The sequence below is a fragment of the Marivita sp. genome (assembly GCF_020055675.1).
Taxonomy (GTDB): domain Bacteria; phylum Pseudomonadota; class Alphaproteobacteria; order Rhodobacterales; family Rhodobacteraceae; genus Marivita.
The window spans coordinates 67,081-81,957 of record NZ_JAIPUS010000014.1 but is presented as its reverse complement, the minus strand read 5'-3'; the positions used below and the strand labels follow the sequence as shown (position 1 = coordinate 81,957).

The window sequence follows — 14,877 nt, the reverse complement described above, 5'->3', positions numbered from 1 at the left end:
TAATGGCAACATTGGTAAGGTTGCTAACTGTATTGTCCAGTCGGTTGGATACCGCACCCAGTTCGGCACGCTGAGAGTTCAGGTTTGTAATGGCGGTGTCGAGTTTGCCAATTACATTTTGTGCATCACTGGAAGTCATCAATCCGCCAGCACCAGTGGAGTTTGTGGTAGACGACAGCGTTATCTTTCCTGCATCAATTGCTGAACGATCAACAGAAATACCAAGATTCAAGTCAGCACTCTCCAATGCATCAGCAATTGCTGTGGCTGCAGCTTCAGGATCATCTGCAGTGGCGCTCACCTCAATAACTGTTGAGCCAACTGTCAGCTGAATAACATCTGTATCACTGGCAGTACCGGAAGCGGGAGCTTGAATAATAAGCTCGCCGTCTGATGCGATGGTGTCTGTAACTACATACCCTTCAGACGACGCAGTGGATGTGTCGCCTGCATATTGTGACAACGAAATCGTTGGCAAGGCTCCCGGTGTCGAACCACCTTTTTCGCCCTTGATGTTCCCCAAGATACCATTATCGGTTCTAACATTACCAATCTCAACTTCAATCGAATCTGACCCTACAGTGTTTCCAGCACCAATGTGGAATGTAAAATCGTTAGTCGCACCTGTCCCTGTAGCGCCTAAGAGATTTTGACCAGCCCAAGTCGTAACTTCAGCGATACGGTCAATCTCCTCAACAAGTTGGTCAAATTCAAGCTGAAGATTAGAGCGATCAGTTGTATCGTTGGTGTCGTTTGACGCCTGCACTGCAAGTTCACGCATCCGCTGCAGGATGTTTTCAACTTCCTTGTGCGCGCCTTCGGCAGTGTTGATCAGTGCCTGCCCATCTTGTGCGTTGCGGATGGCCTGGTTGGTGCCGCGAATTTCCGACGAAAGGCGCGAGGCGATGGCCACACCCGCCGCGTCGTCCTTGGCGGAGTTGATGCGCTTGCCTGTCGACAGGCGCTCCATCGATGTTTCCATATCCTTGTTGACGCTGGCCGCAGAGCCTGCGGCCATCAAGGCGCCCGTATTTGTCGCAATTGCAAGTGCCATTACACTCTCCTGTTTAAAGTCTGTACTGCGCGGCACATCGTGCTGGCGCTTTGAACCTCTGGGCGTCTGTGATGTTGCCTTCGGTCTGAATAAGGAAACGGCATGTCGGGGCAGAGGTTTAGGAGACCGGCAAAAAACCACCGAACGCCTGCGCGGTCCGCTGGCCGCGCAGGTCCAGTGAGACCGGCAGGACGCTTTAAGCAATTGCGCGTTGTCGCGAATGGTTTACCCTTGGCACCGCAACAGCAAGACCGGAGCAGACCATGACAGCGCGCGGACGTCCCTTTCCACGGCTCAGCCCGACACGGGCCATCGCCGCAGCCGCCCTTGCGGCCCTTGGCACCGGCGCCATGGCAGAGGCGCATGTGCGGGAGGCAGACCCGTTTCAAAGCGCGGTGCAGGCCGTACAGTCCAAGGAGTTTGCGACGGCCACCTCTTTGTTCGAAACACTTGCTCAAGAAGAAGATCACGACGCGCAGTTCAATCTTGCGGTTTTGCTGCGTGCCGGACAAGGGCGGCCGCAGAACTTTGTTCAGGCGCTGGAATGGTCCCTGCTGGCGCAATTGGGTGGCGTGGAACGCGCCATCAGGTTCAGCGCTGATCTGTCCGAACTGGTGAGCGCCGACGTGCAGGCCGCGATATTCGAGCGGATCGACCAGAGACTGCGCGCGCGGCTGGAGCGCGGGGATCGCCGCGCGATCATGCAGTACATAGATTTCAACAGCACCACCCTGCCCGATCCGGACATGCAGACGGCCTATGTCTGGTCACTTATCGCGGCGGCGCTTGGTGTTGATAACGCCGCCGCGAAACGCGACGAGATCATGGCAGAGTTGGAAACCGATGTGATCCTGACGTCCCAGGATGAGGCCCGCGCCTTGTTCGATGCACAGGACATGACGACGCTGTTTGCGGATCAGGCACCGGGGGGGCTGTAGCATAGCGTGGCGACACGGGCTTCGTCTTCGGTCAGGCCATGTTTGCGCGCGGCAGAGGGCAGGTCCAATCCGTCATCCAGCGCCTTGCGAAAATCATTCAGGACGACAGCGCCGGTCTTGGTGGCCATGACAAGGACGGGATTATTTTCTTTCCGGTTTTCCGGTTCGGCTGTGTCAGGCGCGGGATCGGCGGCCTGGGGCAGATCCGGCTGATCATCCCCGGATGGCGTGGCGTCGACCGGGGTGTCCGTTGCTTCGGATTCAACAAGCTGGTCATAGAGCCTTGTGAAATCAGGCATGGGCGTGGCACTGTCGACCGCTGGTGCGGGCGCGCGTTTTTTCCTGGCAGACCGGGATCGACGCATGCGCCACAAAATCGCCAGCAGCACAAGAGCCATCCCCGCTGCAAGCAAACCCAAGTTCAATTGCTCTTGATCCGTCATCACCAACATTCCGGCTTCCCTTGTCGGCTCTGGCCTAATTTTGACAGTGACGTCAGTAATTTGACGATGTGCCAGATACCGACCCGACAATCGTTGCCGGAGATCTCAATTCAGCACTTTTCGCAGCAAAGAACAACTCGCGCAAAAGATCATTATGCCGTGCAGATGCGTCGGGCAAGCGCATCTTGCCCTGCGCCTTCAGCGTCTCGACGCACGTAAGCACCTCTGCGGCGATATCGGAATATGCCACAGGATCCGGGCGGTTCCTGGAGAGCTTTTCCAAAAGCACGCCAAGGCGATCCATCTCATCTGCCTCATCTGCACGGGCTGGTTCAACCATTACGACAGAGATTCAAAGGCTTGTGCCAAACTCTCTGCCACCTTGGTGTAGTCGAGGGGATAGTCATTTGCGCTGATCGCTTCGCGAATCTTTGTCACCGCCTCGATGTCCACTGGCGGGGGCATGTCACGCATGGAACCCAGCACTTCCGCAGCGGCGGAATTCACCTCGACCGAAGGGCGCGATGGAGCCGAAACCGGATTGACTGGCGCAGAAATACCCAACTCTGCGGCACCGCCGGAAGCGGACGGCGACAGGTTTACCGTGGGGGTAGGATTAGCCTCATTTACTCTCACAGAAGTCACTGTTCCAGTAAGATTTTGTGGGGAATCGACCATGTAACTTTCTCCTAGATGATTCAGGTAACGACGCCCTACCGGAGACTTTTAGAAACTATTTCCACTTTCTTGTCACCAACCACCTTGCCCATCAGTTCCATCCCGCTGGTGGCATTGGATACACGGATCGTATCCCCAAATTGGCCCGCTTCCAACGCCACGCCGGCAGACACAACCTGAATACCCCCACGCAGGATAACAAGAGACAAGGCATCTTCCGCTTCTACCGCCCATTCACGCTGCAAATGCCGCGGCATTAGGGGTACGCGCGTCGTGATGGACTGCGCCAGAACCCGTCCAATCACGTTTTCCGGATCGGCAAAAATACTGCCCGAAGATAGCGGATCTATCGGGCGCAGCTCCACGTCGCCGGATTGAATACGGTCACCACGCCGCAAAGGCCTGTTCAGAAAAACGGCCCGTGCGGTGACCACACCACCGCTTGGGGCATCGGGACGCCCCGCGTTCTTGACCTGGGCGCGCACAAGGATTTCCCACGCCACTGGCGAAGGGCATTGCACGGAAACGCTCCGCCAGCCGCCAAAGGCGGGCTGCACCTCCAAAGGCTGATCGCAGATATAGAACTGTTTTTCTGCCAACACGTTGGGCGCTGCGTGTTCTCCTGCCTCGGTCAGGCGCTCGACTATTGCCCGCCGGACATCTTCGCCATTGACCACGCGGGGTTCCGAGGCCGCCATCAGCGGAAAGACGACAAGCCCGAAGATGATGGTCCACAGATGGTGCATTTTAGAAGAAATAGATGTCGTCAGGCTCGGACGGCGCAGCGACCACATGCGGCAGGGTGATTGTCTGGCCCGCAAGCAAACGGTTCATGTCACCCCCCCTAAACGCCTCAGGATTAAGCGCCACGGTTTCCCGCGCAAGACCCAGTAAATCCGCATCACGGCCAAAATGGGTGCGCAGGATGGAATACAGTGTTTCACCCTGCTGAACGCGGTGACGGTTCCCGGAATCGTCTCCGGCCAGCAGCTCTGAGTTGTACTGCAAAACGAGAGCAGTATCCTGAGCGTGGGACGGCGCCGCAATGGCGATCAACAACGCCGCCGACCAGCATGATTTCGAACCGATCATCCTTTTACCTACCGTCATTGAAATGCACCTGCGTTCCCGTCAGGCCTGACGGGGCGCGGGCCGGGTTCATCGGAGCGACGATTGCACTGCTTGCGGCAAGCTCGACAACGCGCAGGACAGTCCATGCGCTTTCGCCGCCATCGACAAAAGCAAGGCTTTGGCGCGTCAAACCATCCCGGCCCCCTAGATCCACGCGATAGCGACCTTTCCCTGCGGCTATCAGATTGGCCACCAAAGGCGCACAGGCGGATTGCTCTAGCCATGTTCCCAAACTGTCGCCAAAGTTGCGGGACAGGTCATTGGCCGTACTGTCCCAATCCTTGCTGGTCACAACGTTCAGCGCCCGCCAAGGTGTATCGTGTGTCAGGGTCACCGTCTTTTGCAGTTTCAGACTGCGGGACCGGGCTTGGGCTGCAGGATCAACGATGCGCGCATCCAGCGTGACCGAAACGCGCTCTGCCCGCGCCGACGCGGATTGCGCCGACCATGAAAGATGCAGCCCACGGGCATTGCGGGGCAGTGTCCCGCCATCTTGCCGGGCTGCCTGCCCAGTGAGGAGCGACTGGTAATCGAACCCGTCCGCCACTTTGGATGCTATCTCGGCTTTGGGTTCCAGCGTTATCGTACTGTCCACAATCCGGACATTGGCAGCACCTCGCAGCACGTTGACCGTCTTGTCATGCGCCAGCTTCAGGGCTTCGCCCATCCAGTGCGGCACTTGTTGTGTCGTCCGCAGCTTTGGCACCCCGACAGTCAACACGAGGTCAGGCCGCGCAGCACAGCCCAGTTTCGGCCGTTCGCCGACATAAGCGTCGATTGTCACCTCGTATTGGGACTGCCCCTCGAATTCGTCCACGACGGCAAAATCCACGATCCGGTTGGAAGCACGCAACAGGATGCTTTCAGCGGTCAGAACCCCCATGTCGACAGCCGAAAACGCATCAATATCTGCGCCACCCTTCATCGCGGCCAGATACAGAGCGTCTTCAAGTGCGCGACGGCGCGATCCCGGAATGTCGTTGGCTGCCAATACGGCCCGCCCTGTTACCCGCACCAGCTCGGCAGTTGCCGCAAAGGGCGCTGTGGTGAAAGCGGCCAGACACGCCAGCAGCATCCAGAGCATGGCCCCGCGACGGGCTGGAGGGCTGTGGGGACGTCTCATCACGGCTATCAGCGCAACGCTTGCATGATGCGCGATATCATGTCGCGATCCAGTTCCAAAACCACCTCATAGGTGTCTTGCCCCACCGGGTTGATCCGTGCGGTGCGTGCGCCTCGGATTGTTCCGTCGACTGCCGCGCGAGACGTGTCGTTCTGCACCAAAGCGTTGATCACCGTCGTCCTGGAATTCAGCTTGAGACCGTGGATCTGCTCTGTGAGGTCGCGCATCGCATCTATCCGCGCGGCCCGGATCGCCATCAGCCGCCGTTGATTCACGTTTTTCGCAGGCTGCGCCGAAATGGTCGCGTACCCGACACCAGAGATGCTTGGCACGATCTGCTCGGCTGTGACGACATCAGCCTGGTCCAGCGATTTTTCGATTGCTGCAGCATCGCGGACTACAGCGGGCTGCTCCGCAGACGGCGATGTCGCGCCATGTTGCATCACGCATCCTGAAAGGCTTGCAAATGCGGCAACGGCAGCAACTACCTTGATTGCAAGTATACGGGTAGGGCTTCGCACTGATCTGTCCTCCGGGCAGTCTATCACTTGGTGGGCTGCATGCATATGCCATGCCATTTCCGTCACACGGCACGTCATGGGCCTGTGAAATACGAGTGGCATGATATTTGCTTCTTTGTCTCGGCGACGAGCCTTGTCTGGGCGCGTGCGTTAAGCTGGGCAAGGAATCCCTTGGATGAGTCTGTCAGAACCGACATTAAGCCGCGGCAATTTCGGGCGGACCTTGACCAGCACGGCGCTGCCACTCGGCATCCTGATGCTGGTGGCGATGATGGTTCTGCCGCTGCCGGTGTTCCTGCTGGATGTCTTCTTTACACTGAACATCCTGATGGCCCTGCTGATCCTGATGGTCGCGCTGCATACGTTCCGGCCTTTGGATTTTTCCTCGTTTCCCAGCCTTCTGCTTGTCGCTACCGTTTTTCGTCTTGCGCTCAACGTTGCGTCGACGCGGATCGTACTGAGCGAGGGGCATACCGGAACAGCCGCCGCGGGGCAGGTCATCGAAGCGTTTGGCGCCTTTGTGATCGCGGGCAATTTCGTCGTCGGAATCTTCGTGTTTCTGATTCTCGTGATCATCAACCTTGTGGTCATCACCAAGGGTGCCGGTCGGGTCTCTGAGGTATCGGCACGTTTCACGCTGGACGCAATGCCGGGCAAGCAGATGGCAATTGACGCGGATCTGAATGCCGGCGTGCTGACAGCCGAAGATGCAACCAAACGGCGCGAAGACGTTGCCCGCGAGGCGGATTTTCACGGCGCAATGGATGGTGCGTCTAAATTCGTGAAGGGAGATGCGATTGCCGGCATCCTGATCCTTGCCATCAACCTGATCGGCGGGCTGGCAATCGGGACCATGCAGCATGACCTGGGCATCGGAGAGGCGGCAGAGCTTTACGTGCTGTTGTCGATCGGGGATGGACTTGTGGCGCAGATTCCGTCCTTGCTGTTGTCGATCGCCACCGCGATCATTGTAACCCGCGTGTCCTCATCTCAGGACATGGCCGAACACATCAAAAGCGAAGTCAGCATGTCGCGCGCATGGTTTCCCGTGGCCGGCGTGCTTGGTCTGATCGGTCTTGTGCCTGGCATGCCGACATACCTGTTCGTCGGGATCGCGGCCCTTGCCGGGATTGCAGGTTATATTTTTCGAAAGCGGGAACTTCTGGGCGACCCCGAGATCGAGGAGGCAGAGCCAACCGGCAGCGAAGACGCCAATTCGGACAGCCTTAAGGTCACGGATGTCGCCGACCTGTCAGCAGTGACGCTACAGCTGAGCTATCCGCTTTTGTCGATGGTCGACAGCGAGGATGGCGGCCCGCTTGCGCGGCGCATCAAGACCGTGCGCTCCGAGGTATCCCAGGCCCTTGGGTTTGTCCTGCCCGGTATTCGCGTGCGTGACGATCTTGCCCTTGCGGCCAATGACTACAGGATCAAGATCGGTCAGACCGTTGTGGCCGAAAACAAGATCTATCCGGATCACAAACTGGCGCTTCCAAGCGGCACGTCCCGCATCAAGCTACAGGGGATAGATGTGAAGGAACCCTCTTTCGGCATTGATGCTACGTGGATCCTGCCTGAACGCGAGGTTGAAGCCGAGGCCAACGACTATGTCATCATCGAGCCCGAGACAGTGTTGGCGACCCATCTCAGCCAGGTCCTGCACGAGCATGCCTCGGAATTGATTGGTCAGGACGACGTGCAGGAATTGCTCGACAATCTGTCCAGCGTCGTGCCGCAACTCGTGCAATCCGTCGTGCCAAAACTGATGCCGCTGCACAATCTGACAGCCGTGCTGCGTCACATCCTGCGCGAACGGATACCGATCAGCGACCTGCGGCTCATCCTGGAACTTCTGTCTGAAATGGCCAGCCGCAATTTGGGTATCGCAGAAACCGCCGAGGCGCTTCGACCGCATCTGGTGGGGCTGCTGATCCAGCAGACCACGCCGCTTAATCAGCCGTTGCCGGTCGTGACATTGGACAGCGATTTCGAACACCTGCTTATCAATTCCGCCAAACAGTCCGAAGGCGACCAATTGATGCTGGATGGCACACTTGCGGAGCGGCTTGTTCAATCGTTGGTCAAGCTTAACGAGGAGCAGGCGGAAACCGGCAAAAAGGCTTTCCTTGTCGTTTCTCCACAGATCCGGCGAAAGTTCTCGGCTTTCCTGAGGCAGTATATTGCCGATTTCCCGGTTCTGTCGTTCACCGAGCTGCCTGATGGTCGCAAGGTGGACGTGATCGCCACCGTTTCAGGTGAAGAAACCATGGCGCCTGCACAATGACCCGACCGTGATCTAAGCACCGCCGCGCCTGCTCGAAAGGGACCCTTCCGTGAGTGAATACGTCTTCAAAGCCGCAGATTCAGAAAGCGCCATGGACAAGGCCGTCCGGGAACTGGGCGATGACGCGATGATCCTGTCGATCCGGCGCGTGGGAAACCAGACCGAAGTCAGGGCCGTTAAACAGACTATCGCCGCTGTCACCGCACGCCCGCCCGAACCGAAACCGCGCCGGCGTTTTGAAGAACCCTTCGCAAAAGGCGTGCCGGCAGAGCCCCTGGATCTTGAAGCGGCCCTCAGAAGCGTTCGGAACCGTCGCGATCGTGACGACGACATGGAAGACCTGCGCCAAGAGCCCTATGCCAACGACGAGGTGCGGCAGCCATATCATGACCCGACCCGCCCCCTGCAGACATCCGAGCCCGCCATGGGTCTGTCCGATATCGCCGGGTTGGAGCAGATGTTGAACACCCGGGCGCCAATAGCGGAAACGACCAATGCCCACCTCATGCGCCGGGTGATGGGCGAGCCACCCTCATCCCCCTTGTCTGCGGATCAGATGTTCCAGCGACCCGACTGGTCGGACGACGATATGCCAGCCGCCTCAGAGGCCTCCTTCGATGCAAACAGCCACCTCGGGGGCCTTCCGGAGACAGAGCCGAACCCAATCGTCGCGCCTTGGGACCCGGATGGATCAGAGCCTCCCCACCCTAGTACCGAACGCGCACGCACCTGGGAAAATGCCTCTTATCAACCAGTCGGTACGACACAGCCTGATCCATCCTCGTTACACACTCTGGGCCACACGCCCGGCATCGGGGGATCTGAACAATTCAAATCACCCCCCACGGCCATCCCTCCGACGGCTGGAGCGTCAGAGCGCATTGCCCGGCATGGCTTTCCAGAGGACATCGCGCGTAGCTGCGCCCTCGCGCCCGAGCTGCATTCCCCCAAGGCGCAGCTGGACCACGCCTGCAAGCTAATGGCCGAGCGACTGGCCTGGCCTGAAGAAGCTTCTCCATTACACGAGTGCGGAGCGCTGTTCATCTTTGGCCCGCCCGGTGCCGGAAAGACCACAGTTGCCGCGCAGATCGCCTTTGAGCGCATCCAGACCTACGGCGTGCGCCCGAAACTGACCAAGCTGTCCCGCGAAAGTTTTGTCGATGACGGACGGCTGGAGCATCACGCGTTGCTACTCAATACCGCTTACACAGAAGCACCTTGGCACCAAACCCGGACCTATAGCCCAAGCGATATACTGGATTGCGACGTCTCGGTTCCGGAACAGGTGCAAGAAGCCTATGACCTGATCTATCTGAACAACGCGGAAACGGACATCACCCCGGTGATGATCGTTCCGGGGACCTGGTCGGTTTTGGCAGTCAAACACTATTGTCGGGCATTCAGAGAACTGTCCCCGGTAACGGTCCTCACGAACATGAATATCGGCGGCATCGGGATTGGCGGGCTATCGGCCCTTGCCAGTGTGAATGCGCGATTGGTGGCGGCCAGTGAAACCCAACTGATCACCGACGGCCTTGTATCGGTCGATCAACTGTCAATCGAACAGTTTCTGCTGGATACGTTTACCTATGCCGATACGGAACTCGGCCTTGGACTTTAGCAATGGTGCCCTAAACAGCGCCGCCTTCTTGTCGTTGAGGTACAGGAAGCCAGAAAGCAACAGGTGCATCCATGTCCATGTTAAGTCCTGCGAACGAGTACAAACGTCAGCAAAGCACACCGGATTTCGACATCGAGAGCAAACAGGCGTTGGTCAAAGCGACACTGGAGTGCTTGACGCGCAGCCTGACGATCGTCGAAGTGGCGCAGGATCGCACGACCGAGGCGTACCGGCATCATTCGTCGCGTGCCCTGACCGCAATCTACGTGCTGCAAAGCAGCCTCGATTTCGAGCGTGGCGGCGATATCGCCACAAACCTGTTCCAGCTTTATGAATATTCCCGTCAGCAACTGCTGAAGCATATGCGCCGCGACGACACTGCAAACGTGCCGCAGGCTCGCAGAGCAATGAGCGAGATACTTGATGCATGGCAACAAATCGCGTGATCCGGGCCGAGGACATTCTTGACGGTTTCGAGCACTCCCAAGCAAGAATAGAGCAGTGTTTGGACACCGGAGAATTCGATCAGGCTCTGGCGATCAGCGACGAATTGGGCGCAGCGATACAGCGCACTGATCTACCCTCGGCCAGCATCACCGCAGAGGACCGGGCGCGTCTTGGCCATCTGGTCAGGCGTAACATGGACAGCGCAAGTCAGGTTGGCCGCCTGATGGACAATGCAAGATTGATGCGTCGTAAAAGCCAAGCCGCTCTACAAGTTTACAAGAAATACTGATCGTTTTCCGCATCATTCGGAGATCCGCAAATGACCCTGACCGCCCATGACATCATAGAAGGAAAGCGCTCGCGTCTGTGCGACCTGATCGATGTGGATTGCTCGCCGCAGGCAACCTTGACCAGCGACAGCACGGTGCGCGATGCCATGAGGATCATCTCGAACGAAAACCGGGGGGCTGTGGTTGTTTTGGGTGATGATCGCGCCGTTGTTGGAATCGTGTCAGAACGGGATATCGTAAAGAATATTTCCGCAAACGGGGCCGCGGTTCTGGACTGGAGTGTCGATCGGTTCATGACAGGTGCCGTTGTCACGGCAAGCGAAGACACAAGTTGCGAGACCACATTAAAGAAAATGATCGAGAACAAATTCCGCAATATGCCCGTTTGCAATGCAGCCGGCCACCTGATTGCCTGTGTCGAGACCCTGCAAGTTGCACATGCGAAGCTGGCCGAACTGACTGAAGCAAACCGCAAACTAATGGATCTGTTGGCAAAGCTTAATAACACCCAAATTACCATTAAGACAAATGTATGTACCGCCACAATCCAGGCTATGTTCCAGGAACATGGGTTGGAGTGCCTCATCGTCCGCGAAGATGAAAAGAACCTTGGTTTCATCACTAAAGATGAATTCTTAAGGGCTTTGCATCGTGGGTCCGGTGCAAACGCTTCCTGACACTTTGCTTGCGCGCGTTGCGTTGGTAGACGCTTTGGGAAAGGCTGAAATTGGTATGTCATATGCGCCCGATTGGGTTCTTCACGCGGTCTGCAGCACGATTGCCACGAGTTTCGTAGAGGGCAATCTCCCGATCGAGGCGTTTGCCAATCGTATGTCAAAATCACTGGTGAAATCCTATGTGGATTGCAAACCGGAAAAGCTCTATGGAATTTCCGAGGCCATGCTTTTCTTTCTCGCTGAACTCGAAGAAGAGGACACGCTACACTATTGTAGCGGTTTTCTTTACAATTCTGTCTGTTTTGAGAAGTCAGGCAGACCACGAAAGATGCGCGGCGTCTTCTTCGACCCGCTCGCACCGGCCCGGGAACTGACCAAAAGTCAGACGGTTGTCACGTCGTTCAAGGCATTCGTGTTCCGCATGCGCAACGATCCGTCGCTGGGCCAACCAAGAGAATGGCGGCTTGACGAGATCGCCGAGATCAAGACCCTGACCAATATTTTGAACGCGCCCGTGACTTTCGCCGACGCGCTCTAGCCCCGCATACTGGGTTCCATCATCTCATAGCTGCGACGCCGTTGCGACGACGATGGGATGCGATCAAGCTTGCGGTATTTCGCCACCGTCCGCCGTGCGATCTGAAAGCCTTGGCTGTTCAATTCACTGGTGATCTTGTCATCGCTGAACGGCCGGTTGCGCGGCTCGGTACCGACCATGTTTCGAATTTTGTTGCGGATCGCCCAGGCCGAGGCGCCTTCGTCCGAACAATTACTGTCAATCGCGGCGCTGAAGAATGCCTTGAGCGGGAAACAGCCTTGGGGTGTTTGCATCGTCAAGGAGGATGTCACACGGCTGATCGTACTTTCATGTACGCCTATGGCGTTGGCGATCATCTTCAGCTTGAGGGGGCGCATTTGCTGCATGCCCTCATCCAGAAACGGCTTTTGGTATCGCACAATTTCTGCGGCAACCTTGATGCTGGTCTCGTTGCGCTGCAAGATCGCTCGGGTCAGCCACCTCGCGGTGCCCAAAGACCCCCTTACGAATTCCCGGTCGGCGTCCTTGCCGATCAGCTTGCGAACCTTTCGGCCCATTTCCTCATCAACCTTGATGACAGGCAGGGTCGAATTGTTCAGCTCCACAGCCCACTCGCCCTCTGCATCCTTGAAGGCGCACAGGTCGGGCTCACGCAGCGGGGCGGTATGGCTACCCCCAAGTTCAAGCCCCGGCTTGGGGTTGAGACGGCGCAGCTGGCGCAGATATCCAGCCAGCTGTTCTTTGCTGCAATCAAGTTTTCTGCGCAATTCTGGCAATGCCCCTTGCTGCACCAGTCCGAGATGGTCGATCAGCACATGCATCTTGCCGCTGTCCTCTCCAGTGTCCGTGAGTTGCAGCCGGAGGCATTCTCTCAGGTTTCGAGCGAACAACCCCGCTGGCTCGGCCCGTTGCAGTTTGCGTAAAACCCGTTCAACCCGCGAAAGATCAGCGCCCAGTTTTGCCGCGACATCCTCCAGCGCCACCAGCAGCCAGCCCGTCGGCTCAAGATGCGAGGCAAGCGCGTATCCGATCGCACGTTCAGCGTGATCGCTCAGCAGATCATCGACCTGCGCGAATACCTGCGCACCGAACGTGTCGCCAGACTTGTCGACAAGCATGGCGATGGGATCGTAGCCGGACTGATCCGCCACACGGCCCGACGAAACCGGTAGCATTGGAATACCGCGCGTGACCTCTGGCAGTTTGACGTCGAGAAAAGGGTTCTCTTCGGCTGCTTTTTCAACATAGCTTGTCAGGTCAACATTGTTCAGCAATAGCAGTTTGATTGCCTGCTGAAGTTGCGGCGTGAAAACCAATGACTGCTTCTGCGCGAGTTGCGCCTGCATTGAGACCTGAAACATGTCGTCGAGACTCCTGTTACCAATCGCAGCACAGGTTAATGACGCGGCGTCAAGTTGCGACTCATCTTAAGTTTGTTGGGTTGATCCTTAGAGTAATCGGCACAAAGCGCGCACGCTTCTTGCTTTACCTAAGATCAAAAGCGGCAGGGCTATAATGACTGAGAAAAACGACGACGATCAGATGCAAGCTGCCACACCGTGTCATAGGTGTGTCGTGATCCGCTTTTTCCTGATGGCGGTGGCCGGCGTTGCACTGACCTATGTGCTCAGCCCCGACACATTCAAGCTGATCGAGGGATTGAGCACACTGACGCTTGCTGTTTACTTTGTCGGTGGGCTGGGCCTGTTGGCGGTGGGCAAGGCTGTTCTTGAACTTTTCGCGTCGGATCGACACGACGATTGAGGCTAGGCATCACCGGTCACGCACAAGTCTGAAGGAGAACGACTGGCGTGGCAAAGCGCGGCCGTAACTGAAGCCCGAATTGAAATTGACGATCCAGCGGCTGCCGGCCAACAGCCAGTTGGCATCAGCCGTCCAGTAACCGCCCTGGTACGTATCAGGAAACACGCGGCTGTCGATCAGGGGCGGCGTATGCCCTGACACCAAAAGGCGCTCCATTTCTGCACGTGTCGGAATGCGCCACCCCTCGCCCGAACTGGCCGTCGCCCGTGCGATGATCGCCTCTCCTGCCGTAAAGGGCGCAAGCAAAGGATCCCCGTCACACCGACCATCAGCCCAAACCTGCCCTATGCTGCATCGCATCCATTCCAGCTTGCCCAGAACATCCAGCACAACGGGACCCCGCTCCACAAAGGTGATGCCGTCTTGGGCACGAACGCCCGGCGCGACCGCCGCGAAAACCATGGTGATCAGGCCATAGCGGCAAAACCGCCCCGCCACGCTTGTGAATTTAGTCAAGAAGACCTCCCCGAGCCGCGCAATTGGCACCACACTTGCAGAATTCATGCCGAACCCGGTCGAACGCAGGAGCATCGTCATGGATATTGCATCTCTAGTGGGCCTTGTGGGGGCTTTCGCAATGATTGGTGGCGCGATGGTCGTCGGGGGAGGTCTGGCGCCATTCTTCGATGTTCCCTCGGTCCTTATCGTCATTGGCGGCACGTTCTTTGCCGCCATGTACACCACCCCACTGCCCACCTTTCTGGCAAGTTTTGGCGCCATGTCAAAGGCGTTTCTACCACCGGTCAAGAAACAAAATGTCATGATCGAGCGGATGGTGGAGCTGGCCAGCATCGCCCGCAAGGATGGCATGATGGCCCTTGAGGGCCAGGATGTGCCAGACAAGTTCTTTGAAAAGGGTATGCAGCTTTTGGTTGACGGCGCAGACGAGACCAAACTGGTCCAGCAGTTAAACCAGGAAATCAAGTCGATGAAGATGCGCCATGAAACGAACCAGAACGTGGTCAAGGCCTGGATCGACCTGGCACCCGCCATGGGCATGATCGGCACGCTGATCGGTCTGGTTCTGATGCTTGGCAACATGGAAGATCCCAAGGCGATCGGCCCTGCAATGGCCGTTGCCCTGTTGACCACTATGTATGGCGCGATTGTGGCAAATGTCATTTTTGCACCCATCCTCACCAAGCTGGAAGGCTACACCGCCTATGAAGCGACCTATCGTGAGATGATCGTTTTAGGGCTGAAGAATATCGCCCGTGGAGAATCTCCGCGAAATATTCAGGATCAGATGATTTCGAACCTGCCGCCGAAGATGCAAGCCAAGATAGACGCAGCCTGATCCAGTCCATA

Annotated in this window: 19 protein-coding genes; 9 read left to right on the top strand and 10 right to left on the bottom strand. The window is 57.3% G+C overall.

Annotated elements, in window-relative coordinates; genetic code table 11:
* A partial coding sequence (locus tag LCF59_RS11115) for a flagellin (protein ID WP_292287538.1) occupies positions 1-1,054 on the bottom strand: 1,054 nt, incomplete at its 3' end.
* A gap of 263 nt (positions 1,055-1,317) precedes the next feature.
* Here LCF59_RS11115 and LCF59_RS11110 point away from each other — a divergent pair.
* Entirely contained in the window at positions 1,318-1,992 is a 675-nt protein-coding gene (locus tag LCF59_RS11110) for an SEL1-like repeat protein (protein ID WP_292287537.1), read from the top strand.
* On the opposite strand, the gene LCF59_RS11105 is transcribed toward LCF59_RS11110, so the two are convergent.
* The 7 genes from LCF59_RS11105 to LCF59_RS11075 form a co-directional block, all read right to left on the bottom strand.
* A complete protein-coding gene (locus tag LCF59_RS11105; RefSeq protein ID WP_292287536.1) occupies positions 1,971-2,291 on the bottom strand; it encodes a hypothetical protein in 321 nt (106 codons plus the stop codon). The genes LCF59_RS11110 and LCF59_RS11105 overlap by 22 nt on opposite strands.
* A 196-nt stretch (positions 2,292-2,487) precedes the next feature.
* Positions 2,488-2,739 carry a hypothetical protein gene (locus tag LCF59_RS11100; protein ID WP_292287535.1) on the bottom strand — a complete coding sequence of 84 codons (252 nt, stop codon included), beginning with the start codon at positions 2,737-2,739 and terminating at the stop codon, positions 2,488-2,490.
* A 35-nt stretch (positions 2,740-2,774) separates the two neighbouring features.
* A complete protein-coding gene (locus LCF59_RS11095) occupies positions 2,775-3,113 on the bottom strand; it encodes a flagellar biosynthesis anti-sigma factor FlgM (protein ID WP_292287534.1) in 339 nt (112 codons plus the stop codon).
* A gap of 35 nt (positions 3,114-3,148) precedes the next feature.
* A complete protein-coding gene (gene flgA / locus LCF59_RS11090; protein WP_292287533.1) occupies positions 3,149-3,907 on the bottom strand; it encodes a flagellar basal body P-ring formation chaperone FlgA in 759 nt (252 codons plus the stop codon).
* Positions 3,861-4,205 carry a hypothetical protein gene (locus LCF59_RS11085; protein WP_292287532.1) on the bottom strand — a complete coding sequence of 115 codons (345 nt, stop codon included), beginning with the start codon at positions 4,203-4,205 and terminating at the stop codon, positions 3,861-3,863. The genes flgA and LCF59_RS11085 overlap by 47 nt, the downstream gene beginning before the upstream one ends.
* A 4-nt stretch (positions 4,206-4,209) precedes the next feature.
* On the bottom strand, positions 4,210-5,367 hold the full coding sequence (locus tag LCF59_RS11080; RefSeq protein ID WP_292287531.1) for a flagellar assembly protein T N-terminal domain-containing protein: 1,158 nt from the start codon (positions 5,365-5,367) through the stop codon (positions 4,210-4,212).
* An 8-nt stretch (positions 5,368-5,375) separates the two neighbouring features.
* Positions 5,376-5,810, bottom strand: coding sequence for an LPP20 family lipoprotein (locus LCF59_RS11075; RefSeq protein WP_292287530.1), 435 nt, complete (start codon positions 5,808-5,810; stop codon positions 5,376-5,378).
* A 253-nt stretch (positions 5,811-6,063) separates the two neighbouring features.
* Here LCF59_RS11075 and flhA point away from each other — a divergent pair, with 253 nt between their 5' ends.
* The 6 genes from flhA to LCF59_RS11045 all read left to right on the top strand — a co-directional run bounded on the left by flhA (position 6,064) and on the right by LCF59_RS11045 (position 11,745).
* Complete coding sequence (gene flhA / locus LCF59_RS11070) at positions 6,064-8,172, top strand: flagellar biosynthesis protein FlhA (RefSeq protein ID WP_292287529.1); 2,109 nt, start codon at positions 6,064-6,066, stop codon at positions 8,170-8,172.
* 49 nt (positions 8,173-8,221) lie between these two features.
* Positions 8,222-9,793, top strand: a complete 1,572-nt coding sequence (locus tag LCF59_RS11065; protein ID WP_292287528.1) for a hypothetical protein — start codon at positions 8,222-8,224, stop codon at positions 9,791-9,793.
* A 71-nt stretch (positions 9,794-9,864) separates the two neighbouring features.
* Complete coding sequence (fliS, locus tag LCF59_RS11060) at positions 9,865-10,239, top strand: flagellar export chaperone FliS (RefSeq protein ID WP_292287527.1); 375 nt, start codon at positions 9,865-9,867, stop codon at positions 10,237-10,239.
* Positions 10,221-10,529, top strand: a complete 309-nt coding sequence (locus LCF59_RS11055; RefSeq protein WP_292287526.1) for a hypothetical protein — start codon at positions 10,221-10,223, stop codon at positions 10,527-10,529. The genes fliS and LCF59_RS11055 overlap by 19 nt, the downstream gene beginning before the upstream one ends.
* A 30-nt stretch (positions 10,530-10,559) precedes the next feature.
* Positions 10,560-11,207 (top strand): CBS domain-containing protein, encoded by a 648-nt coding sequence (locus LCF59_RS11050; protein ID WP_292287525.1) that lies wholly within the window; start codon positions 10,560-10,562, stop codon positions 11,205-11,207.
* A gap of 55 nt (positions 11,208-11,262) precedes the next feature.
* Positions 11,263-11,745: a hypothetical protein gene (locus LCF59_RS11045; protein ID WP_292287524.1), complete on the top strand. Its 483-nt coding sequence runs from the start codon at positions 11,263-11,265 to the stop codon at positions 11,743-11,745.
* Here LCF59_RS11045 and rpoN read toward each other — a convergent pair.
* On the bottom strand, positions 11,742-13,106 hold the full coding sequence (rpoN, locus tag LCF59_RS11040; RefSeq protein ID WP_292287523.1) for an RNA polymerase factor sigma-54: 1,365 nt from the start codon (positions 13,104-13,106) through the stop codon (positions 11,742-11,744). The two genes, LCF59_RS11045 and rpoN, sit on opposite strands and share 4 nt — an antisense overlap.
* A 154-nt stretch (positions 13,107-13,260) precedes the next feature.
* Between rpoN and LCF59_RS11035 the strand changes: the two genes are divergently transcribed.
* The gene (locus LCF59_RS11035; RefSeq protein ID WP_292287522.1) at positions 13,261-13,509 is read left to right on the top strand and encodes a disulfide bond formation protein B; all 249 of its coding nucleotides are present in this window, start codon (positions 13,261-13,263) and stop codon (positions 13,507-13,509) included.
* A 9-nt stretch (positions 13,510-13,518) separates the two neighbouring features.
* On the opposite strand, the gene LCF59_RS11030 is transcribed toward LCF59_RS11035, so the two are convergent.
* Positions 13,519-14,025, bottom strand: a complete 507-nt coding sequence (locus LCF59_RS11030) for a DUF1566 domain-containing protein (RefSeq protein WP_292287521.1) — start codon at positions 14,023-14,025, stop codon at positions 13,519-13,521.
* A gap of 79 nt (positions 14,026-14,104) precedes the next feature.
* On the opposite strand from LCF59_RS11030, the gene LCF59_RS11025 reads away from it, so the two are divergent.
* Entirely contained in the window at positions 14,105-14,866 is a 762-nt protein-coding gene (locus tag LCF59_RS11025) for a MotA/TolQ/ExbB proton channel family protein (RefSeq protein WP_292287520.1), read from the top strand.
* Positions 14,867-14,877 lie beyond the last annotated feature (11 nt).